Here is a 21,000-nt window from a genome sequence, read left to right on the forward strand (position 1 = left end):
ATGAATATATATAATAAAGTGACCTTAAGCGTCATTTTAGTTATAACGATTGTGATTTCATTCCTCTTTTATTTCATTACGACTGAAAAGAAAGTGGATAAAGACACGTTGTATGAAAATAAAATAGCGAACCATAAACAATCTGGTAACCAAAAGAAATATGGTGTTGCCTCTAATAACGCTATTGCCACTAAAGTAGGTAATAAAATTATTGAAGATGGCGGTAATGCCATTGACGCGGCTGAAGGTGTTGCGTATGCGCTTGCTGTCACTGAACCCCATTCCTCTGGTTTAGGTGGTGGGGGTGCAACGCTATCATATAACGGTAAAGATGGTGAAGTGCCTAAACTATATGAATACAAAACAATGTCTTCATATAATTTCAAGCAAGGTGACAAAATTGGTACGCCAGGATTTGTAAGAGGAATGCATGATATGCATGAAAAAGAAGGTAAGATGGACGAGAAGAAAATCTTCGACTATGTTATTCCTCTAGCAGAAGATGGATTCGAAGTAGATTCAGAATTAGAACGTAGTTTGAAAATTTATGGATCTAAAATTGACCGTAATTCTCCTTTCTTCAAAGGCAGTAAAACGGTTCGTGAAGGTGACGTTGTCAAACAAGATAAGCTTGCTGACACCTTGAAGAAAATTCGTGATAAAGGTCCAGATTATTTCTATGAAGATGTCGGTAAAAGTGTATCTAAACAGTTGAAAAATGAATTGACTGAAAAAGATTTTACGACCTTTAAAACAGAATCTAAAGAACCCGTTAGCACTACATATAAAAATAACAAAGTTTACTCAGCCTCTAATCCATTAGGTGGTACATTAACATTACAAGGTCTTAAAGTAGATGAAAAAGAAAACCAAAATAATGCAGACCGTACGAATTTTATCACTGCTATGATTAAATCACGTGACTTGATGTATCAAAACCGTGATATCGTAAACGGTTCAGAGGCAAGTAATGAAGAAAGTCTTTCTGATGAATATCTACTAGGCCAATTAAATAAAGTTAATGTAGGCGGTAATACTGAGAATAGTAGTGATTTCAACCAAATTAGAACTGATAATACAAGTACGACTCACTTTGTTGTTATCGATAAAAACGGCAAGTTAGCAAGTACAACAAATACGCTCTCAAGTTACTTTGGTTCAGGTGATTTCATGAAAGAAGGATTCTATATGAATAACTCATTAGGAGACTTCTCTAAAGATTCATCTAGCCCTAACTATGGGGAGCCACATAAAGCACCAAGATCATTTATTTCACCTTCAATTGTAGTAGGACCTAATTTCTACATGGGTATTGGTACTCCAGGTGGTAACAAAATCCCAACAATATTAGACGAAACAATTGTGGATTATTTAAATGGTAATGGTACACTTCAAGAATCGATTGATAAACCACGATTTTATAATGATGGTGGAACAATCTTCTATGAAAATGCTATGAGCGATGAAGATATTAATATCTTCAAGAGTCTCGGCTATGGTGTTGAAGAAAAACGTAATGACCCTAACTTTGGTAGTGTCCAAGGTGCGGTGTACGATAAGAACAAAAAAACGGTTGATGTAGGTTCTGACGTAGGTAACCGTTAAAATTGAATATAATGTATCGAAATACACCTTTAAAGTTGAAACTGAATTCACTTTGAAGGTGTATTTTTTATGAAATGAAATTCTCTGATAAAAACATCTAATTTTAAAGTGACTTATTTCTGATTGCAAGCTTAAATAGCCTTTTATAAACAAATTTTTAAATCATCTGCGAATTTTTTATGACATCTTTTGTAAGCGTGTACAGGCAAATATAGAAATAGTATGATGATTGAGTAAAAGTTTTACATACATAAATTTGATGACTAAGAGGTGGCTTATGGATTTCATAGCGTTATTAATAGGATTAGGACCATTATTAGGTTGGGGGCTGTTCCCAACAATTGCCTCTAAATTTGGTGGACGTCCAGTTAACCAAATCTTCGGGGCGACAGTGGGTACGCTCATTTTTGCTATTGTATTAGCCTTAGTAAAAGGTATTGGCATACCTGGAGGAATGGCGCTCGTATTTTCAATTATTTCAGGTGCAGGATGGGCATTTGGACAAATCATTACATTTAAAGCATTCGAGTTAGTAGGTTCTTCTAGAGCAATGCCAATCACAACTGCTTTTCAATTATTAGGTGCTTCGTTATGGGGCGTTTTCGCATTAGGAAATTGGCCCGGCGTAGCGAATAAAGTGGTAGGTTTTGTTGCACTGATTGTCATTTTAATTGGTGCACGAATGACGGTTTGGACTGAAAAAAGTGAACAAGAATATAGTCAGAATCTTAGAAGAGCAGTGATTTTATTACTGATTGGAGAAATTGGTTACTGGGTTTATTCAGCTGCACCACAAGCAACTGATATTGGTGGGCTAAAAGCATTTTTACCACAAGCCATTGGAATGGTACTTGTCGCTGTAATATATGCATTGATGAATATGCAAAAAGGCAATGCCTTTAAAGAAGCGGTAAGTTGGAAACAGATTATCTCTGGTTTCTTCTTTGCATTTGCAGCTTTAACATATTTAATTTCAGCTCAACCCAATATGAATGGTCTTGCTACTGGCTTCGTACTTTCACAAACATCTGTAGTTTTAGCTACATTAACTGGAATTTTCTTTTTAAATCAGAAGAAAACGCCAAAAGAATTGATGATTACCATTGTCGGGTTAGTCTTAATACTTATCGCAGCATCTGTGACAGTATTTATTAAATAATATAGTGAAGGATTGATATTTATGAAAAAGACAGAAGTATTAAATAGTCATATTTCACAAGCAATTTCAACGTTAGGTCATTATGATTTATTAACAATTAATGATGCAGGTATGCCCATACCAAACGATGATAAGCGTATAGACATAGCTGTCACGAAAGGTTTGCCTCGTTTCATTGATGTGTTAGAAAATGTGCTAACTGAAGTAGAAATTCAAAAAATATATTTAGCTGAAGAGATAAAGACGCATAATTCGAAACAATTAAAAGCAATTAAGCAGTTAATCAATGAACATGTAATCATTGAATTTATACCGCATTCTAAAATGAAAGAAATGCTACAATCGCCTTTGAATAAAGGAAATATACGAACAGGTGAAACGACACCTTTTTCAAATATTATACTGGAATCTAACGTAACGTTTTAAAGTATTCAAAAATTTAAAAATCATAATATATATAAAGAAGGTGCCATTCGAATGAGTAAGAATAAAGTGGTAATCGTAGGATCTACAAATGTCGATAAATTTATTAATGTCGAACGTTTTCCTAAACCGGGAGAAACGTTACATATCGATCAAGCGCAACAAGAGTTTGGTGGAGGCAAAGGTGCGAACCAAGCTATTGCTGCTGGTCGATTGGAAGCAGAGACGACATTTATAACGAAAGTGGGTAAAGAAGGAAACGCAGATTTTATCATCGATGATTTTAAAGAAGCTTCTATCAATACTGACTACATCTTAACTTCTGAAAATGAAGAAACAGGACAAGCATTTATAACTGTGACTGATGAAGGACAGAATACAATTCTGGTTTATGGTGGAGCGAACATGACTTTAAATGCTGAAGATGTCAATCATGGTGAGCAAGCAATTAGAGAAGCAGATTTTGTTGTTGCTCAATTAGAAATTCCTATTGAGGCTATTGAACAAGCGTTCAATATAGCTAAAGCACATGGTGTAACAACGATACTTAATCCTGCGCCTGCAATTGATTTGCCAGAAACACTACTTTCACTCACTGACATCATTATCCCGAACGAAACTGAAGCAGAACGATTATCTGGAATTTCTATAAAAAATGAAGCCGATATGCAACAAACGGTAGATTACTTCTTTGAGTGCGGTATTTCAACAGTACTTATAACGCTAGGTGAACAAGGTACGTACTTTGCTACGCAACATGAATCTCACATTGTTCCGGCATATAAAGTTAAAGCCATTGATACGACTGCAGCAGGAGATACATTTATTGGTGCTTTTGTGAGTCGATTGGAAACGGATTTGAGCAACCTTGAAGATGCGATTCGATTTGCTAACCAGGCATCTTCTCTTACTGTTCAACGCAAAGGCGCACAAGCATCAATCCCAACCTACAAAGAAGTAACAGCTCAATATCAGTAATATAAGATTGTCGAAAAAGAAAATTTAAAGAAGCATACAGTTAGAAAATCTTTGTTAATTAAGTAGTCGCTCTTGTTTAACGGAGTATTGATAGCGACACGCCTGCAGGAATAGCATGTGTCTTGAGACTACAGGCTCAAGCCATGCCCGCGGCAAGGGAGCTAAGCAATACGAAGTATGTAAACGAAGGTTTATTTTTAAAAGAATTATTTAAAAATCTGAAGTAGGTACAAAAGTGCCTACTTTTTTAATATAACGTTTTCATACTATGACAGAGCGTTTATGATAGAGATATAAAGAAATCGCGTATACATAATTGCTTGAATGAGAAGGTGAACAAAAGATGGAAGAAGTTGTATTAGGCATTGATTTAGGAACAAGCGCAATTAAAATTATTGCAGTTAATCATCAAGGAGAGGTATTAGATACAGTCAGCGAGCCATTAGAATTATTCCAAGACCAACCTGGATATAGCGAACAAAATCCTGACGATTGGTTCGAGTCCACGAAACGTGGCATCCAACGTATAACAAACTCCCAAATGTTAAAGGATAAGATAGTTAAAGGTCTTTCTTTTTCAGGACAAATGCATGGCTTAATCATATTGAATAAACAAGGCAAGCCATTACGAAGAGCAATCTTGTGGAATGATACTAGAAACTCAGAACAATGTCGCCAAATTAAAGAAATATACGGAGAACGACTCAACTATAATCCTATTTTAGAAGGGTTTACGTTACCTAAAATGTTGTGGGTTCAAAAGCACGAACCTGATATTTGGGAACAAGTGAATGTATTTATGTTACCTAAAGATTACTTAAGATATTGTCTTACTGATCAAATACATATGGAATACAGTGACGCTGCGAGTACATTACTATTAAACCCACAAACGAATCAATGGACGAAAGAGGTTGGCGCACGATTTAACATTCATGATATCTATCCACCATTAGTTCATTCACACGAATGTGTTGGATATATAAAATCATCGCTTGCGAAAGAATTTGGATTTGAGAGTGATGTTGCAGTTTATGCAGGTGGGGGCGATAATGCTTGTGGTGCGATAGGTGCTGGAGTCATTAATGATAAGGAAGCTTTATGTAGTGTTGGAACATCTGGCGTAGTGTTAAATGTCGAATATAATCATATCACTGCTTATGATCATAACCTTCATTTCTTCAATCATAGTATTCCAGATACGTATTATGCGATGGGTGTCACATTAGCTGCTGGCTATAGTTTAAATTGGTTAAAGAAGACCTTCTTTGAAAATGATTCATTCGAAACAATTTTAAAAAATGCAGAAACAGCAAAACTAGGTGCCAATGGTCTATTATTTGCGCCATATTTAGCAGGTGAGCGGACACCACATGGTGATTCGCAAATTAGAGGGAGTTTTATAGGAATTAGTGGACAACATACTAAAGCCGATTTTGCGCGTGCAGTAGTTGAAGGCATTACATATTCATTATATGACTCTATTAAATTAATGCGAGAAGCGGGACATGAGATTAACTCGATTACATCTATTGGAGGAGGCGCTAAAAGTAAGTTTTGGTTACAACTGCAAGCCGATATTTTCAATATGGAAGTTAAGAAATTGAAACATGAAGAAGGACCAAGTATGGGCGCCGCGATGTTAGCAGCATATGGATTGGGATGGTATGAGAGTATAGAAGCATGTGTGGCATCCTTTATTAAAGTTGAAGAAATATTTAAACCTAATAAAGAAAAGCATCAGCAATATAAAAAATATCATGATATCTATCAACGAATTTATCACCAAACTAAGCACTTAACAGAGGATTTATTAAAAATTTCTAAATAAAAGGGTGGAAACCATCGGATTTGAGGATTCGATGGTTTTTTAATTTTTGATTTATGTGATTGCTAAATCTGGAAAACCGTTGATTAAAATTGTGTAGAAAATAGACTTTTAAAAAGTTAATAGACCAAAAATGATTTTTTGTTGATGTGACTTAAGAGAATAAATATTTCCTTGAAAATGAACGTTGACATTAAATAAATTAAAAAGTTTAATAAAAATATAATTTTGAAAATAATATAGCAGCACGATAATAAGACACCGAGAGGATGATTAAATGTTAATTTCAAAACGAGAATTATGTGAGTCTTTATATCGCATGTCACCAAGAACATTTGCATATATGAATGAACTCGAATATCCTGATTTATTATTAACAATTGAGCGACACGATATTTCACTTCCTACTTCAAATCAACTTCAAAAAGCAATACAATTCGGACACTATCCCCTGACTCATACTCAAGATCTTAACAAGAAAAATGAAGAGATTTTTATCAAAATTAAAGATGAAACGCTAAAAATGAATGAAGAGGAGAGGTTGAATTTTCTTCAATTTTATCCCTCTCATCAAATGCATGAGATGATAAACGCCTATTCAAGAATGACAAAATTAAATATAAAAGAAACGAAACGACCACTAAAATTACCATTCCCCCTTGATCAAGATACATTGGTAAAAGAAATGAATATACCACAAAATAACGAAAGTACTCCTGTCTTTTTATATGTACTACAAAAGCTACTCTCTGAAATGAAAAGATGTGACTTAAAATTCTCACTCTATGAAAATATTTTAGAAATTAAATATTCAAACCATATCATTAAAGCATTTTTTAACCTTCATAAAAATAGTAAAGTGATATTTCCTTTACAAATATTTATTAGTGCACATTGTAGACATGCTCCTTTTATTGAACAAATAGAGTCACTATCTGTCGTTTCTTCTAAAGAACTATTATCGAGGATGAGTAAATTGTTATTATTAATATTTCAATTGCCTGAGACACTTACTAGACTGGAGTATTCTCTAAGTCAAAGGAACCACACTTTAGCTGAGAAACTATCTAAAAAATATAAATAAAGGTTATTGTAATGTGTAGTTATCGGGTTAGGGGGCCTCCAAATGGTCAAAAATATTTATAATGTGATAGGTAAGAGAGAAATTAAGATAAAATTCTGCTTTTTATTCAATGAATATTGATGTAAAAAGTTATATTTAAAATAAACATTCATATTTAAGGGCGTATTGCACAAGAAATTTGCAAGAAGCCCTTAAAAATTGTGAGCAATTTGTTACATAAATAGAGTTGAAGCGTTAAAATAATAAAGTCGCCTAAATGTTGTATACTAGTTACTTTATACATTGTAATAAGACATAATTAATATGTTTTGAAATTTGAGGGGATAATTAAATAAAGCGTTTACATTTATTTGGGTTATGGTGTAAAATGTATTAAATAGAATCAAATAACAAAATATATTCTATTTTAAACTTTTTAAAGTGATAATAATTGCAATTAGTGAATAATTTCACAATATGGACTAAATTATTATACAAAAATTATTGAAATCGCTTTCTTAAGGGTGTACGATAGCTATGGCCTAAAAAAACAGAAAGAAGGTTTTGGGGAAATGAATATAATCCTAGGAGTAGGGACTCTAGTACTTGTACTTATAATTATGACATTGTTCTTAAATTTTGCGCCATACGGTAAACAAGGTTTACAAGCTTTATCAGGGGCAGCTTGTGCAACATATTTACCACAAGCGTTTTTAAGTTACGCTATTGGTGGCGTATTTCATATTAAATTTTTTCAAGAAATTGGTGATTTAGCAGGAAGTTTAAGCGGAATTGCAGTAGGTATTCTAACATGTTTAAACTTACGCGTATCTCCAGTATTTGCTGTTATCGTTGGTTTAGTATTACATGATCAGAAATTATTACCAGCATTCATAGCTGCATATATTGTTGCTTTTGGAATTAAATTCATTGAGAAGAAAGTTCCAGAAGGACTAGATTTAATTGTTGTTATTTTATTGGCTCCAGCAATTACATTTGGTTTAGCAAATCTGATTTCACCAGGAGTCATCGCTGTTCTTAAACAAATTGGTTCAGCTATTTCTTCTGTAGGTAATGACAATCCATACGCATTAGCAGTTATATTAGGACTAGTTATCCCAGTTACAGGTATGACACCATTAAGTTCAATGGTTTTAACAAGTTTATTAGGTTTAACAGGTATACCAATGGCAATCGGTGCCTTAACATGTACAGGTGCTTCATTTGCTAACGCAGTTTTATTCAGCAGACTACACATTGGTAAGAAAACAAATGCATTCGCAGTATTTATTGAACCATTAACTCAAATAGATTTAATTGCACGTTATCCATTACAACTCTTCGGTTCAAATGCAATTATCGGAGTTGTAAATGCTTGTATCGTTACATTTAGCGGCTTAGTTATTAACGTAAAAGGTATGGCAACGCCTATCGCAGGTGCGATTGTATTATTTGGATTTAATAATGCAGTAACTTCAGTTATAACAATTGTTGCAGTGGGTATAGTAAGTGTAGTACTTGCATTTGTTCTAAGTTCACTTATCAAGAAATTTGATTTAATGAATATTAGTTTTAAATTGCCAGGGAAAAAGAATCGAGTTAAGGAGAGTGTTTAATAATGGCTAAAAGCTATGATTACCAAAGCGCTTTTGACATTATTGGACCAGTTATGATGGGACCATCAAGTTCGCATACTGCTGGTGCAGTAAAGATAGGTAACTCAGCACGAGCTGTTTTAGGAGATGTGCCTAAAAGCTTAGAAATTCATTATTATGAATCATTTGCTAAAACGCATCAAGGACATGGAACAGACGTTGCTGTAGTAGGTGGTGCTATGGGCTATAGCACATTTGATAATCGAATTAAATCAGCTTTAGATATTGCTAAAGAAGATCATATAGATGTAGATATTATCGAAGAAGACGGGGAAAGTATTGGGCAACATCCTAACTGTGCTTATATTAAAGCTGACACTAAGGATGGTCGTCATATTGAAGTCATTGGTATTTCAATTGGCGGTGGTACAATCAAACTCAAAGGTATTAATGTGAATGGTTTAGAAGTGGAAATTAATAACGGGCTTCCAATGCTAGAAATCGATGGCGAAATAGATAAAGCACAAGTCAATCACCTAATTAATGATATTACAGATATGGAAGTTGATTTTGGTGATGAAACAGTCAAAACGAGCGACAATAATTGTTTAGTCGTATTACCTTTAAACAAAGCAATCTCAGAATCAACATTAAATAAAATTAGAGATAAATACAGTGACTTAAACGTTTCCTATATCAATTAGAGGGGGATTAAAATGTTTGATTCAATTAGAGAGACAATAGATTATTCGGTTGAAAATAACATTACATTCGCTGATATTATGATCAACGAAGAAATGGAAAGAGAAGGCATATCACGCGATGAAGTACGTGAACGCATGAAACAAAATCTTGAAGTTATGCGTGACGCTGTTGAAAAAGGAACAACAGGTGAAGGTGTAGAAAGTGTTACAGGTTATACAGGACACGATGCAGCTAAACTTCGTGACTACAATGAAAAGAATCATGCGCTATCTGGCCGAGAAATGATTGAGGCTGTGAAAGGCGCTGTTGCTACTAATGAAGTTAACGCAGCAATGGGTATTATCTGTGCTACACCTACAGCTGGTTCATCGGGAACTATTCCCGGCGTACTTTTCAAACTAGAAAAAACACACGATTTAACAGAAGACCAAATGGTAGACTTCCTTTTCACTTCAGCATTATTTGGACGTGTTGTAGCGAATAATGCAAGTGTTGCAGGTGCAACAGGCGGTTGCCAAGCAGAAGTAGGTTCTGCATCAGCAATGGCAGCAGCAGCTTCAGTGGCTATCTTCAAAGGTACACCAGAACAATCTGGTCATGCGATGGCACTTGCAATAAGTAACCTATTAGGTTTAGTTTGTGACCCAGTAGCAGGATTAGTTGAAATTCCTTGCGTAATGAGAAACGCAATTGGTTCAGGTAACGCATTAATTTCAGCAGACCTTGCATTAGCTGGTGTAGAAAGTCGTATTCCAGTGGACGAAGTAATTGGTGCAATGGACAGAGTTGGCCGTAACTTGCCAGCATCTCTTCGTGAAACTGGTTTAGGTGGCTTAGCAGGTACACCAACTGGCGAAGAAATTAAACGTAAGATTTTCGGTGAAGCTGACAATATGGTGAATAATAAATAAAAGATAAATTGAAATTTAAAGCACTTAGGTTTTGTTTGGAAAAGCAAAGCTTAAGTGCTTTTTTAGTATCAGCAAGGATAAGTCCCTCGCACTCCTTTATAAATCGCGAATGAATAAATTCAGTAAACGCTTCTTTACAAAACAAGGGCCCCAATCTAAAATAACTTAAAAGGGGCTGATGCAATGCTAAGATTGTTTCTTATCTTTATTGCATTCATCATTAACACGACGATAACTTATTTGGGAACTACGGAGGGAACATGGGTCAACTTATTATTTAAATCGTTATCGCTAAGTATGATTCTTGTATTTATGTTCTACTATATTCGTTTTGTTATTGAAAATAGAAATAAAGAATGAAGTTGAACTAAGTAGTTTATTATAGCTCAACTTCATTCTTTTTATTTGTATAAATCTAGCTGATAAAATGCTAAATCTAACCATCTGTCAAATTTGTATCCTACATTCGTGATTGTTCCAGCGTGAGTGAAATTAAATTTCTTGTGTAATTGAATACTTCCTTCATTTGAAGCATCAATACCAGCTACAATCGTGCGATAATTGTTGTCTTTAGCGTGTTGAATGAGTGTGGTTAATAATTGTGAAGCGATACCTTGACCACGATATTTGGGATCTACATATATAGAATGTTCAATCGAATAAAGGTACGCAGGCCAATCTCTAAAGGAACCATATGTTGCATATCCTACAATATGGTTATCCTTAACATAGACCCATATGGGCTCATCGGCCATTGCCTTCGCTTCAAACCACTGTACTCGTTCTTCTAATTCTTTAGGATCATAAGTGTATATAGCAGTAGTATTGATGATTGCATCATTATAAATACTTAAAATATCAAGTAAATCCTCTTTTCTAGCAAATCGTATCATTAACATCCCTCTTTTCATATTCCTTTTCATTAAAAACCAATTTACATGAGTTATCAATAACTTGTTAAGTTTTATTACATTATATTTAAACAGGAGATGTTTATTTGAAAGTTAAACTAAGTCGCTCATGTCGGTGTTGAAAAATAATGCTATACTAAATTTAAAATCATATTTATTCATTGAGAAATAAAATTTAAAGGAGTTACTGAAATGAAAAAATGGACGAGTCATTTAATGACGTTCATAGGCATATTGTTAATCATCCTAGCAATTTATTTGTTCGCAAAGCCACATATTGATAATTATTTCCATGATAAAGATAATAATAATAAAATCGAACAATATGATAAAGATGAAAAAAAGGATGTCTCAACAAAACATAAAAAGCCTACAATTCCAAAAGATAAATCTAAAATGGCAGGTTACATTGAAGTGCCAGACGCTGAAATTAAAGAACCTGTATATCCAGGACCTGCCACGCCTGAGCAACTCAATAGAGGTGTAAGCTTTGCAGAAGGTGATGAATCACTTGATCAACAAAACATTGCAATCGCTGGTCATACATTTACTGACCGCCCGCATTATCAATTTACAAATTTAAAGGCTGCTAAGAAAGGGAGTAAAGTATATTTCAAAGTAGGTAACGAAGTTAGAAAGTATAAAATGACGAAAATCCATGATGTCGATCCTACAGAAGTGAAAGTATTAGATGAACATAAAGGCAAGAAGAATCAATTAACATTAATCACTTGCGATGATTATAATGAACAAACAGGTGTCTGGGAAAAACGTAAAATATTTGTAGCAACTCAAGTAAATTAATGTTGAACGATACGTACGAGGCTGGGATATCATTTGGTATCTCAGCTTTTTATGAAATTCTGCAAACCATGCAAGTTGGGCGTGGCGCAACGAAAATCATTTGACTAAATGACATGTCTGACTCACACACGTGTGTGTTTTTTTTTATGATATGAAATGTCTTTCAAAAGTTGAATATAGTTTCAGTGTCTTGTCCTGAACTTCATTACATTTAATCTCAAAGATATAATGAGGATAAAGTTGTTCACATAAAGGGGATGCATGAAATATGATAAGTGCAATTGCAGTTGATATGGACGGTACATTTTTAGATTCAAACAAGCAATTTGATGAAACACGTTTTGAGCGCATTTTTAAGAAATTAAGTGAGAACCATATTCAATTTATAGCGGCTAGCGGCAATCAATATGCTAAGTTAAAGTCAATCTTTGGTGTTAGAGATATGTTTTTTATTTCTGAAAATGGAGCAGTCATTTATAAAGGGAATCAATTATATAATTACCGTAGCTTTAATCGTAAAGAATTTCAAAATGTGGTCGATTATCTAAATATTGATCACAACATGAAAGAGTTAATTATATGTGGTATTAAAAGTGCATATATTTTAAGGAACACTTCCGTCACGTTTAAAGAAGACGCTCATTTTTATTATCATCAGTTGGAAGAAATTGATTCATTGCAAGATTTACCTCAAGATGATTATGTGAAGATAGCATTTAATATTAATCGAAAAACGCATCCTCATGTTGATGAAGCATTGAACGAGACTTTTAAAGATACCATTCAACTTGTGTCTAGTGGTCATGACAGTATAGACGTGATTATGCCAAATATGACAAAAGGACAAGCATTAACACGATTACTTAATGAGTGGGAGATGTCATCTGATGAATTAATGGCATTTGGTGATGCAAATAATGATAAAGACATGTTAGAACTAGCCAAACACAGTTACGTAATGGCCAATAGTAGTGATGCCTCACTTTTTGAAATTGCGAATAGTGTAGCGCCATCAAATGATGAACAAGGCGTTTTAACTACGATTGAAGAAAAAGTGTTAAAGCATTTATAAGCATATGAAAAGGTGAGACAGCGATATTAACGCTATATCTCACCTTTTTTAATATATTAATTTAAACGTGTATCACATGTGCCTGTTTGAATCACAGATAATGCTGCGTTCAAGCCACCTTCAACTAAGTTTTGTACTGCTTCGTCTGAGAAGAACGCAATGTGAGGTGTCACTAAAATGTTTTCATGTCTAATGAGTTCTAACAATGTTTGGTCTTCAATTGTTTTATTTGTCCAATCGAATGTGAAGTAGTCGGCTTCATTTTCATAAGTATCGATGGCAGCACCATATAAAGTGCCATTGTTCACAGCTTCGATAAGGTCAGGTGTGTTAATGACAGCGCCACGAGCAGCATTGACTAGCACAGCACCTTTCTTAACTTTCGCAAACATTTCTTTATCAAATAGATGGAAGCTTTCTTTATTAGCAGGAACGTGAAGTGAGATAATATCTGCATCTTTAATCGCTTCTTCAACCGAATCCTTATACTCTAAGAAATCTAAAGAATCATTTGGATATGCATCGTAGCCAACAACTTTTGCACCGAAACCTGCATAGATTTTACCAGTTGCAGCTCCAATACGGCCTGTACCAATAATCGCAACGGTCATATTTTTAACAGGTTTAGACATTATTGGTGCAGCCCAAGTGAAGTTATGATCTTGTACGCGTCTTTCAATAGCTGGGAATTTACGCACAAGTTGTAAAGCAATAGAAACTGAATATTCGGCGATTGTCTCAGGTGAATAACTAGGAATGTTAGAAATAACAATACCATGTTTTTTAGCAAGATCTAAATCATACATATCAAATCCTGCAGTACGTTGAGCGATTTGTTTGATGCCGTAAGCTTCTAATTTAGGGTAAACTTCATCTTCCAATTTACCAAATTGCATTGTAGTGACACCGTCGTAGTCTTTAAGTTGATCTACAGTATCTTTACTTAAAAGGTCAGTAGAAGTTGTCACTTCAATATTATTTTTTTTACCCCAATTTAATGCCATTTCTTTCTCATATTCGCGTGTACCGAAAAACATAATTCTTGTCATTAAAAATAACCCCATTTCTAAAAAAATAAAAAAACAATAATAACAATAAGTTATCTAGATAAAAAATAATTAAGTAAGACTAAAACTTACAAATTTATTATATTGTGAAAGTTTTCACAAATCAAGAAAGAACGTATTAGTCGAGAAAGAAAAAAGTGAAAATATTCACATTAATAATAAACGTGTCACTTTTTAAGAAAGAAATCAATTACTTTTGTTGTGTATAAAAGTCATTTATACTTTCTTTATGAAAAGAATCGATTAATAGGAGGATGAACATTTAAATGAGCAGTATGAATCAAAAGATTATTGATGCGTTTGAATTTAGACATGCAACGAAACAATTTGATCCATCTAAAAAGGTTAGCGATGAAGACTTTGAAACAATATTGGAATCAGGTAGATTGTCACCAAGTTCTTTAGGTTTAGAACCTTGGCATTTTGTAGTAGTTCAAAGTGAAACATTGAGAGATAAATTAAAGCCTTATAGTTGGGGTGCTCAAAAGCAATTAGATACAGCAAGTCACTTTGTATTAATTTTTGCACGTAAAAATGTAACATCTCACTCAGATTATGTTCAAAATCTTATCCGAGGCGTTAAAGAATATGAAGAAAGTACCATTCCAGCAGTAGAGGAAAAATTTGATAACTTCCAAACAAACTTCCATATTAATGACAATGAGCGTACATTATATGATTGGGCAAGTAAACAAACATACATCGCTTTAGGAAATATGATGACTACAGCGGCGCTATTAGGTGTAGATTCATGCCCAATGGAAGGATTCGATTTAGATAAAGTTACTGAAATTTTATCAGAAGAAGGAATTCTTGATACTGAACATTTTGGTATTTCAGTAATGGTTGGTTTTGGCTATAGAGCTGAAGAGCCCGCGCACGGTAAAGTCCGTCAAAGTAAAGATGATGTCATTAGTTGGATAGAATAAAATGCTATATTTATCTTTAGATTCTAGAACTCAAACTTCTAGAATCTATTTTTCTTTTTCAATAAAATATAAAAATTTTGTGTAGTGAATAACACATTTCTAAGTGGGTATATCACATATGTGACTTCTTTTAGAAATAGTATAAACACATCATTTTGAAAATTGATTAAAAGAGGTTAGAATTAAAAATACGAAAAGTAAACGTTTACATTTTTCATAGATTCAAAATTTACGAAAGATAGTTTCAATAAATTAATTATCACTATAAAGGATGGGTTAAAATGGCAAATATTAACGTTAGAGATTATATCGACGAAAATTATGGCTTGTTTATAAATAACGAATTCCAAGCAAGTGGTAGTGGTGAAACAATCACAGTAACAAATCCTGCGAATGGTGAAGATTTAGCTAAAGTTGCTCGCGCAGGTAAAGAAGACGTAGATAAAGCAGTTCAAGCTGCGCATGATGCATTTGACAGTTGGAGTAAAATTTCTAAGGAAGAACGTGCTGATTATTTATTAGAAATTAGTAATAAAATTCATGAAAATACTGAACGCTTAGCAGCTATCGAATCACTACAAAACGGTAAACCTTATAGAGAAACTTCAACATTAGATATTCCTTTAGCTGCAAATCAATTTAAATATTTCGCAAGCGTGTTAACAACGGATGAAGGTTCAGTTAATGAAATTGATGAAAACACTATGAGTTTAGTAGTTAACGAACCTGTAGGTGTAGTTGGTGCAGTGGTTGCGTGGAACTTCCCAACATTATTAGCTTCATGGAAGTTAGGACCATCATTAGCAGCAGGTAATACAGTTGTTATTCAACCATCATCTTCAACACCGTTATCATTAATTGAAATTGCTAAAATTTTCCAAGAAGTTTTACCTAAAGGCGTAGTGAATGTATTAACAGGTAAAGGCTCTGAGTCTGGAGATGCAATCTTCAATCATGAAGGCGTGAACAAGTTATCATTCACTGGCTCAACAGATGTAGGTTATGGTGTTGCTAAAGCAGGTGCTGAACGTATTGTACCTACAACATTAGAACTTGGTGGTAAAAGTGCTAATTTAGTCTTTGACGATGCAAACATTGATCAAGTTGTTGAGGGTGTCCAATTAGGTATTTTATTCAATCAAGGTGAAGTATGTAGTGCAGGTTCAAGATTACTTGTACAATCTTCAATCTACGATAAATTAATTCCTAAGTTAAAAGAAGCATTTGAAAATATTAAAGTAGGCGATCCATTTGATGAAAATGTAAAAATGGGTGCGCAAACAGGTCCAGAACAAATGGAAAAAATTCAAAGCTATGTAAAAATTGCTGAAGAAGATAATAATGTTAATATTATTACAGGTGGCCATCGTTTAACAGACAATGGTTTAGATAAAGGTTATTTCTTCGAACCAACATTAATTGAGGTAAATGACAACAGCAACCAACTTGCCCAAGAAGAAATCTTCGGCCCAGTATTAGTCATTGAAAAATTTGAAAATGATGAAGATGCAGTAAAAATTGCTAATGATTCTGAATATGGTCTAGCAGGAGGTATCTTCTCAACAAATATTAATCGCGTGTTCAATGTAGCCAAAGCTATGAGAACAGGACGCATCTGGGTTAACACTTATAACCAATTCCCAGCAGGTGCACCATTCGGCGGTTATAAAAAATCTGGTATCGGTCGAGAAGTATATAAAGATGCTATTAAAAACTATCAACAAGTTAAAAATATCTTCATTGATACAAGTGACCAAACAAACGGCATGTATTAATTGAGATAAAAACTTCAAACAAAAAGAGGGCGCAATGCCCTCTTTTTATACTGTCTGCAAAGATTGAACTTTGTAGGCAGTTTTATTTATACATAATTATAAAAAATCTATTCAGGAACCACGTTTGTATCACCATGAATTGTAATATCAAAGCCTTCGGGTGAAGTAACATGTGTTTCTTCTGAATTTGGTTTATATATGTCAATATGTGTTAAGCCATAAGTGCTTTCGTTCGCTTCTCTTTTATGATTGGACTGCCAAGTATTGACTGCAATATGGTGATGATATTTTTGTGTAGACATAAAGAGCGCTTGTGGGAAGTTGGAAATATGTTCTAATCCTAGTTCATCAATATAAAATGCACGTGCTTGTCCTAAATCATGTGTTTTAAGATGTAAGTGGCCGATTTTTCCATCTTTTGGCCAACCTTGCCATCCCTCAGTCGAACGTTGTTCAATTAAATCGTTAGCATCAACTTCTAGCGTATCCATCTTCACGAAACCATCACGCCATTGCCATTCATCAGTAGGACGATCTTGATAAACTTCAATTCCATTTCCTTCTGGATCAGCAAAGTATAAAGCTTCACTTACAAGGTGATCACCGCCACCCACTGCAATATTTAATTGAATTGCGTGATATAAGAAATTTGCCAAGTTTCTGCGTGTAGGTAAAAGAAAGGCAATATGGAATAAACCTGCTTCTCTAAAGCCAGGTTGGCGGCCGTCATGTAATTCTTGAAGAGTAAGGGTATGCCCATTAGCACCTACATTCAATATAGTTTGTTGCGCATGTTGTGCTTTAATTGTAAATCCTAGCACAGTAGAGTAGAATTCAGTCATTTTATTTAAATCTTTAACGTTTAAAGTAATATTTGTAACTTGAGTTGCTTCAGTAGAATGGAATGAAGTCATTTCGTCTTACCTCCTATGATGAAAAGTCACCATTGTTTAATATTTATATCTAGTATAATTAATATACTCCCAAAACATTTAATACGCAAGCTTTAATATCTAAAAAAATTCCAAGAAGGTGAATACACTTCTTGGAAACTGAATTACTATTTATTTGTTACTTTTATTAACCTAAATACACATCTTGTGCATGGTCATCTTTTTCTAAAACGTCTTTAGCGAATGGGCAAGATGCAATGATTTTTAAATGGTTGTCACGTGCATATTCAACCACGCGATTGACTAATTTTTTACCTAAACCTTGTCCACCTAATTCATCTGATACACCTGTATGATCAATATCAATTTCGTTGTTGTCTACTTCTTTGAAAGTGATAACTGCTTGCGGGTTATTTTCATCTTCTCCAACATAAAATTTATGGTCGCCTTGTTTGATTTCTTCAGACATTTACGTTCACTCCTTTAAAAATGTATATACATATAAATATCACTTTTCATGATTTTTGAAACATTTTGAATACGCCACATGATTAATATATCGTTAGCTATTGCTTTTTTGATAAGTAACCGATATAGTGATAAACGAAATAATTACGCTTTATGGGGGTCTCATTTTGAAAAGAAAGGCGATCATTTGGATTACTTTATCCATTATATTAATACTGAGTGGATGTAGTAAAAGTATGAATCATAAAAAAGACAATATTAGTAGTCAAAATAAAATGAAAATATACACAACTGTGTTTGCGTTTCAAAGTTTTACTCAACAAATTGGCGGGAAGTACGTAGATGTTGAATCTATCTATCCTCCAGGTGCAGATTTACATTCTTATGAACCAACGCAAAGAGATATGATTAATATTGCTAAAAGCGATTTGTTTATTTATTCAAATGATGACTTAGACCCAGTTTCTGCGAAAATTACCAAATCTATGGAAAATAAAAACATGAAATTAGCTCTTGCAAATGGTTTGAAACAAAAAGACTTGATTCACTCTGATGATCATGATGAGGATGAGGGACATCAACACCATCATGAATCAAGTAATGATCCTCATATATGGTTAGATCCAGTATTAGACCGTGTATTTGCAAAGGAAATCAAAGATAAACTAATTCAAAAAGACCCTAAGCATAAGTCTTATTATGAAGAAAACTATAAAAAGTTAGATAAAGAAATCAAAGATATTGATAATAAAATGAAAAGCATTACTAAAAATCCGAAACGTGATAAAGTAATCATTTCACATGACTCATTAGGTTACCTCGCACATCGATATCATTTTAAACAAGAAGGTGTGAATGGAATGAATGACGAGGAACCGAGTCAGAAGAAGATATTAAGCATTGTAAAAGAGATTAAAAAGTCAAAATCTCCATATGTACTATATGAACAGAACATCACTTCTAAAATTACAGATGTGATTAAAAAGGAAACTGACACCCAACCTTTAAGCTTTCATAATTTAGCAGTACTCACGAAAAAAGAACAAAATGATGACGCCATCACTTATCAATCATTAATGAAAAAAGATATCCAATCTCTAGATAAAGCATTAAATCATTAAAAATACCTAGCATTACACATTGAACTTCGATTTGAAGTATATGTGTAATGCTTTTTTATTTATCAATCAACAAGGTGAAAGATAAACATAAGTGATAAATTATATTTTCCCAAATAAAATAGCCCCTCCAATTTAATTTAAAATGAGGGACTAATCTTACGTTTCTGCTTGAATATTTATTTATAGCGCAAGTAGCTCACGGTAGTGTTGTAATATTCTTCGAAACCATGGATGCCGTCTGCACCACCTAAGCCTGATTCACGCCAACCGGCATGATAACCGTTAACGACTTCTTCGGCTTCACAATTTGCGTAAACTTCCCCGAATTTTAAACGCTCTGAAGCGGTCATCACTTCTTGTAAGTTTTCAGAGAAGATGTATGAAGATAAACCAGCATTTGTATCATTAGCATCTTCAATGACTTGGTCAAAGTCTTCATAAGTGGCAATTGCTAATACAGGACCAAATATTTCCTCTTTAAATACGCTATCTTCAGTATTTACATGATCTAGGATCGTTGGTTCATAGAAGAAACCAGCACGGTCTAATTGATGACCACCCATGACTAATGTTGCGCCATTATTCACAGCAGATTCTACTTTTTCATGAATACTATCCAGTTGTTTTTGGTTAATGATTGCGCCATAATCTGTATTTTCATCTAAAGGATCTCCGACAGTCAGATGACCCATTTTGTCTTTTACTTTTTCTACAAATGCATCATGGACATTTTTATGAACAAAGATACGTTCTGGACAAGTACACACTTGACCTGCATTATTAATACGAGCAGTAACGATATAGTCAACAGCTTTGTCTAAATCAGCATGTGGTGTGACGAGTACAGGAGCGTTACCACCTAATTCAAGATTTAATTTCTTAACTGTTTGTGCTGCATGCTCATAGACGGATTTACCTGCGCGCATACTACCTGTTAATGAAATAAGTTGGATATCTTTATGAGTTGCGAGTTGAGTGCCAACTGTTTCGCCAGTACCTGGAATAATTTGAATTAAACCAGCGGGAATCGTTGAAGCGCGGAAGAGCTCAGCTAAACGTAATGTTAATAATGTCGTTTCTTCACTTGGTTTAATAACGACGGAACAGCCAGTCACGATAGCTGGAATAACTTTACGCATCAAGACCATAATCGGTGCATTCCAAGGCACAATTCCTGCTGTGACACCAATTGGTTTCTTAGTTAATTGAATGATTTCATTCTCTACACTATTTTGTAGCACTTCGCCTTTGTTACTCATACTTAAACTTGTCATATAGTCGATAAATGTGATTGATTTATCGATTTCTCCATAAGCTTCGGCGAGTGTTTTTCCTTGTTCTTTCACATATAATTGTGCAATTTCATCACGGTTTTGTTCTAATAGAGGAATAAGTAATTTAACGTGTTCAGCACGAGTCGGTTGAGGGACACGTTCCCATTCGAGTTGTGCGTGTTTAGATTTTTCAATCGCTTCATTGACTTCTTCTTCAGTCGCGAACGTAATTGTATCAAATTTTTCTCCTGTAGCAGGATTAATGACATCCATCGTTTCAGTTGATTTACTTTCGATAAATTCATTGTTAATAAATAATTGATTTGTCATTTGAGACACCTCCATCCTCTATATTCCCGAAATTGATTATCCTAATTTTGAAAATAAAAAAGAGGTTGGGACATAATTAATTGTCTCAG

Annotated in this window: 20 protein-coding genes; 15 read left to right on the forward strand and 5 right to left on the reverse strand. The window is 34.0% G+C overall.

The genetic code is table 11. The features are described from left to right. The 10 genes from HMPREF2580_RS01550 (at position 1) to HMPREF2580_RS12155 (ending at position 10,627) form a co-directional block, all read left to right on the forward strand. Complete coding sequence (locus HMPREF2580_RS01550; protein WP_002444292.1) at positions 1–1,605, forward strand: gamma-glutamyltransferase; 1,605 nt, start codon at positions 1–3, stop codon at positions 1,603–1,605. A gap of 277 nt (positions 1,606–1,882) precedes the next feature. Then, positions 1,883–2,764 (forward strand): ribose/proton symporter RbsU, encoded by an 882-nt coding sequence (rbsU, locus tag HMPREF2580_RS01555; RefSeq protein ID WP_070830160.1) that lies wholly within the window; start codon positions 1,883–1,885, stop codon positions 2,762–2,764. Positions 2,765–2,785: 21 nt separating this feature from the next. Next, the gene (rbsD, locus tag HMPREF2580_RS01560) at positions 2,786–3,190 is read left to right on the forward strand and encodes a D-ribose pyranase (RefSeq protein ID WP_070830161.1); all 405 of its coding nucleotides are present in this window, start codon (positions 2,786–2,788) and stop codon (positions 3,188–3,190) included. A gap of 51 nt (positions 3,191–3,241) precedes the next feature. Then, positions 3,242–4,165, forward strand: coding sequence for a ribokinase (gene rbsK / locus HMPREF2580_RS01565; RefSeq protein ID WP_070830162.1), 924 nt, complete (start codon positions 3,242–3,244; stop codon positions 4,163–4,165). Between the two features lie 343 nt (positions 4,166–4,508). Beyond that, the gene (gene xylB, locus HMPREF2580_RS01570) at positions 4,509–5,996 is read left to right on the forward strand and encodes a xylulokinase (protein ID WP_070830163.1); all 1,488 of its coding nucleotides are present in this window, start codon (positions 4,509–4,511) and stop codon (positions 5,994–5,996) included. A gap of 274 nt (positions 5,997–6,270) precedes the next feature. Further along, positions 6,271–7,077: a hypothetical protein gene (locus HMPREF2580_RS01575; protein ID WP_070830164.1), complete on the forward strand. Its 807-nt coding sequence runs from the start codon at positions 6,271–6,273 to the stop codon at positions 7,075–7,077. Positions 7,078–7,628: 551 nt separating this feature from the next. Continuing rightward, positions 7,629–8,672, forward strand: coding sequence for a PTS sugar transporter subunit IIC (locus HMPREF2580_RS01580; protein WP_037541661.1), 1,044 nt, complete (start codon positions 7,629–7,631; stop codon positions 8,670–8,672). A 2-nt stretch (positions 8,673–8,674) separates the two neighbouring features. Then, positions 8,675–9,355, forward strand: a complete 681-nt coding sequence (sdaAB, locus tag HMPREF2580_RS01585) for an L-serine ammonia-lyase, iron-sulfur-dependent subunit beta (protein ID WP_002444284.1) — start codon at positions 8,675–8,677, stop codon at positions 9,353–9,355. Between the two features lie 12 nt (positions 9,356–9,367). Further along, a complete protein-coding gene (gene sdaAA, locus HMPREF2580_RS01590; RefSeq protein ID WP_002444283.1) occupies positions 9,368–10,267 on the forward strand; it encodes an L-serine ammonia-lyase, iron-sulfur-dependent, subunit alpha in 900 nt (299 codons plus the stop codon). A gap of 183 nt (positions 10,268–10,450) precedes the next feature. Continuing rightward, entirely contained in the window at positions 10,451–10,627 is a 177-nt protein-coding gene (locus HMPREF2580_RS12155) for a hypothetical protein (protein WP_002444280.1), read from the forward strand. A gap of 41 nt (positions 10,628–10,668) precedes the next feature. Here HMPREF2580_RS12155 and HMPREF2580_RS01595 read toward each other — a convergent pair whose 3' ends face one another. Continuing rightward, complete coding sequence (locus HMPREF2580_RS01595) at positions 10,669–11,160, reverse strand: GNAT family N-acetyltransferase (protein WP_070830165.1); 492 nt, start codon at positions 11,158–11,160, stop codon at positions 10,669–10,671. A gap of 210 nt (positions 11,161–11,370) precedes the next feature. Here HMPREF2580_RS01595 and srtA point away from each other — a divergent pair, with 210 nt between their 5' ends. Next, positions 11,371–11,982, forward strand: coding sequence for a class A sortase SrtA (gene srtA, locus HMPREF2580_RS01600; RefSeq protein WP_002444277.1), 612 nt, complete (start codon positions 11,371–11,373; stop codon positions 11,980–11,982). A gap of 268 nt (positions 11,983–12,250) precedes the next feature. Continuing rightward, positions 12,251–13,054, forward strand: coding sequence for a Cof-type HAD-IIB family hydrolase (locus HMPREF2580_RS01605; protein WP_070830166.1), 804 nt, complete (start codon positions 12,251–12,253; stop codon positions 13,052–13,054). Positions 13,055–13,110: 56 nt separating this feature from the next. On the opposite strand, the gene HMPREF2580_RS01610 is transcribed toward HMPREF2580_RS01605, so the two are convergent. Then, positions 13,111–14,103: a D-lactate dehydrogenase gene (locus HMPREF2580_RS01610; RefSeq protein ID WP_002444275.1), complete on the reverse strand. Its 993-nt coding sequence runs from the start codon at positions 14,101–14,103 to the stop codon at positions 13,111–13,113. 284 nt (positions 14,104–14,387) lie between these two features. Between HMPREF2580_RS01610 and HMPREF2580_RS01615 the strand changes: the two genes are divergently transcribed. Both HMPREF2580_RS01615 and HMPREF2580_RS01620 read left to right on the forward strand, forming a co-directional pair. Further along, entirely contained in the window at positions 14,388–15,050 is a 663-nt protein-coding gene (locus HMPREF2580_RS01615; RefSeq protein WP_070830167.1) for an NAD(P)H-dependent oxidoreductase, read from the forward strand. A 281-nt stretch (positions 15,051–15,331) separates the two neighbouring features. After that, positions 15,332–16,825: an aldehyde dehydrogenase family protein gene (locus HMPREF2580_RS01620; RefSeq protein WP_070830168.1), complete on the forward strand. Its 1,494-nt coding sequence runs from the start codon at positions 15,332–15,334 to the stop codon at positions 16,823–16,825. Positions 16,826–16,932: 107 nt separating this feature from the next. Here the strand turns inward: HMPREF2580_RS01620 and HMPREF2580_RS01625 are convergent, their stop codons facing one another. Further along, positions 16,933–17,739, reverse strand: coding sequence for a VOC family protein (locus tag HMPREF2580_RS01625; RefSeq protein ID WP_070830169.1), 807 nt, complete (start codon positions 17,737–17,739; stop codon positions 16,933–16,935). A gap of 166 nt (positions 17,740–17,905) precedes the next feature. Next, entirely contained in the window at positions 17,906–18,187 is a 282-nt protein-coding gene (locus HMPREF2580_RS01630; protein WP_070830170.1) for a GNAT family N-acetyltransferase, read from the reverse strand. Between the two features lie 166 nt (positions 18,188–18,353). Between HMPREF2580_RS01630 and HMPREF2580_RS01635 the strand changes: the two genes are divergently transcribed. Beyond that, complete coding sequence (locus HMPREF2580_RS01635) at positions 18,354–19,307, forward strand: metal ABC transporter solute-binding protein, Zn/Mn family (RefSeq protein ID WP_070830171.1); 954 nt, start codon at positions 18,354–18,356, stop codon at positions 19,305–19,307. A 176-nt stretch (positions 19,308–19,483) separates the two neighbouring features. On the opposite strand, the gene aldA is transcribed toward HMPREF2580_RS01635, so the two are convergent. Further along, positions 19,484–20,911 (reverse strand): aldehyde dehydrogenase, encoded by a 1,428-nt coding sequence (gene aldA, locus HMPREF2580_RS01640; RefSeq protein WP_070830172.1) that lies wholly within the window; start codon positions 20,909–20,911, stop codon positions 19,484–19,486. Positions 20,912–21,000 lie beyond the last annotated feature (89 nt).

Source organism: Staphylococcus sp. HMSC036D05 (assembly GCF_001836225.1).
Lineage (GTDB): Bacteria > Bacillota > Bacilli > Staphylococcales > Staphylococcaceae > Staphylococcus > Staphylococcus caprae.

What these genes read in the sequence shown, in the direction of transcription:
- HMPREF2580_RS01580 (WP_037541661.1), top strand. Translation starts at nt 7,629, where the DNA reads ATGAATATAATCCTAGGAGTAGGGACTCTAGTACTTGTACTTATAATT.
- HMPREF2580_RS01550 (WP_002444292.1), top strand. Translation starts at nt 1, where the DNA reads ATGAATATATATAATAAAGTGACCTTAAGCGTCATTTTAGTTATAACG.
- HMPREF2580_RS01595 (WP_070830165.1), bottom strand. Translation starts at nt 11,160, where the DNA reads ATGATACGATTTGCTAGAAAAGAGGATTTACTTGATATTTTAAGTATT.
- HMPREF2580_RS01620 (WP_070830168.1), top strand. Translation starts at nt 15,332, where the DNA reads ATGGCAAATATTAACGTTAGAGATTATATCGACGAAAATTATGGCTTG.
- srtA (WP_002444277.1), top strand. Translation starts at nt 11,371, where the DNA reads ATGAAAAAATGGACGAGTCATTTAATGACGTTCATAGGCATATTGTTA.
- aldA (WP_070830172.1), bottom strand. Translation starts at nt 20,911, where the DNA reads ATGACAAATCAATTATTTATTAACAATGAATTTATCGAAAGTAAATCA.
- sdaAA (WP_002444283.1), top strand. Translation starts at nt 9,368, where the DNA reads ATGTTTGATTCAATTAGAGAGACAATAGATTATTCGGTTGAAAATAAC.
- HMPREF2580_RS01605 (WP_070830166.1), top strand. Translation starts at nt 12,251, where the DNA reads ATGATAAGTGCAATTGCAGTTGATATGGACGGTACATTTTTAGATTCA.
- rbsK (WP_070830162.1), top strand. Translation starts at nt 3,242, where the DNA reads ATGAGTAAGAATAAAGTGGTAATCGTAGGATCTACAAATGTCGATAAA.
- sdaAB (WP_002444284.1), top strand. Translation starts at nt 8,675, where the DNA reads ATGGCTAAAAGCTATGATTACCAAAGCGCTTTTGACATTATTGGACCA.
- HMPREF2580_RS01615 (WP_070830167.1), top strand. Translation starts at nt 14,388, where the DNA reads ATGAGCAGTATGAATCAAAAGATTATTGATGCGTTTGAATTTAGACAT.
- HMPREF2580_RS01610 (WP_002444275.1), bottom strand. Translation starts at nt 14,103, where the DNA reads ATGACAAGAATTATGTTTTTCGGTACACGCGAATATGAGAAAGAAATG.
- HMPREF2580_RS01630 (WP_070830170.1), bottom strand. Translation starts at nt 18,187, where the DNA reads ATGTCTGAAGAAATCAAACAAGGCGACCATAAATTTTATGTTGGAGAA.
- rbsD (WP_070830161.1), top strand. Translation starts at nt 2,786, where the DNA reads ATGAAAAAGACAGAAGTATTAAATAGTCATATTTCACAAGCAATTTCA.
- rbsU (WP_070830160.1), top strand. Translation starts at nt 1,883, where the DNA reads ATGGATTTCATAGCGTTATTAATAGGATTAGGACCATTATTAGGTTGG.
- HMPREF2580_RS01625 (WP_070830169.1), bottom strand. Translation starts at nt 17,739, where the DNA reads ATGACTTCATTCCATTCTACTGAAGCAACTCAAGTTACAAATATTACT.
- xylB (WP_070830163.1), top strand. Translation starts at nt 4,509, where the DNA reads ATGGAAGAAGTTGTATTAGGCATTGATTTAGGAACAAGCGCAATTAAA.
- HMPREF2580_RS01575 (WP_070830164.1), top strand. Translation starts at nt 6,271, where the DNA reads ATGTTAATTTCAAAACGAGAATTATGTGAGTCTTTATATCGCATGTCA.
- HMPREF2580_RS12155 (WP_002444280.1), top strand. Translation starts at nt 10,451, where the DNA reads ATGCTAAGATTGTTTCTTATCTTTATTGCATTCATCATTAACACGACG.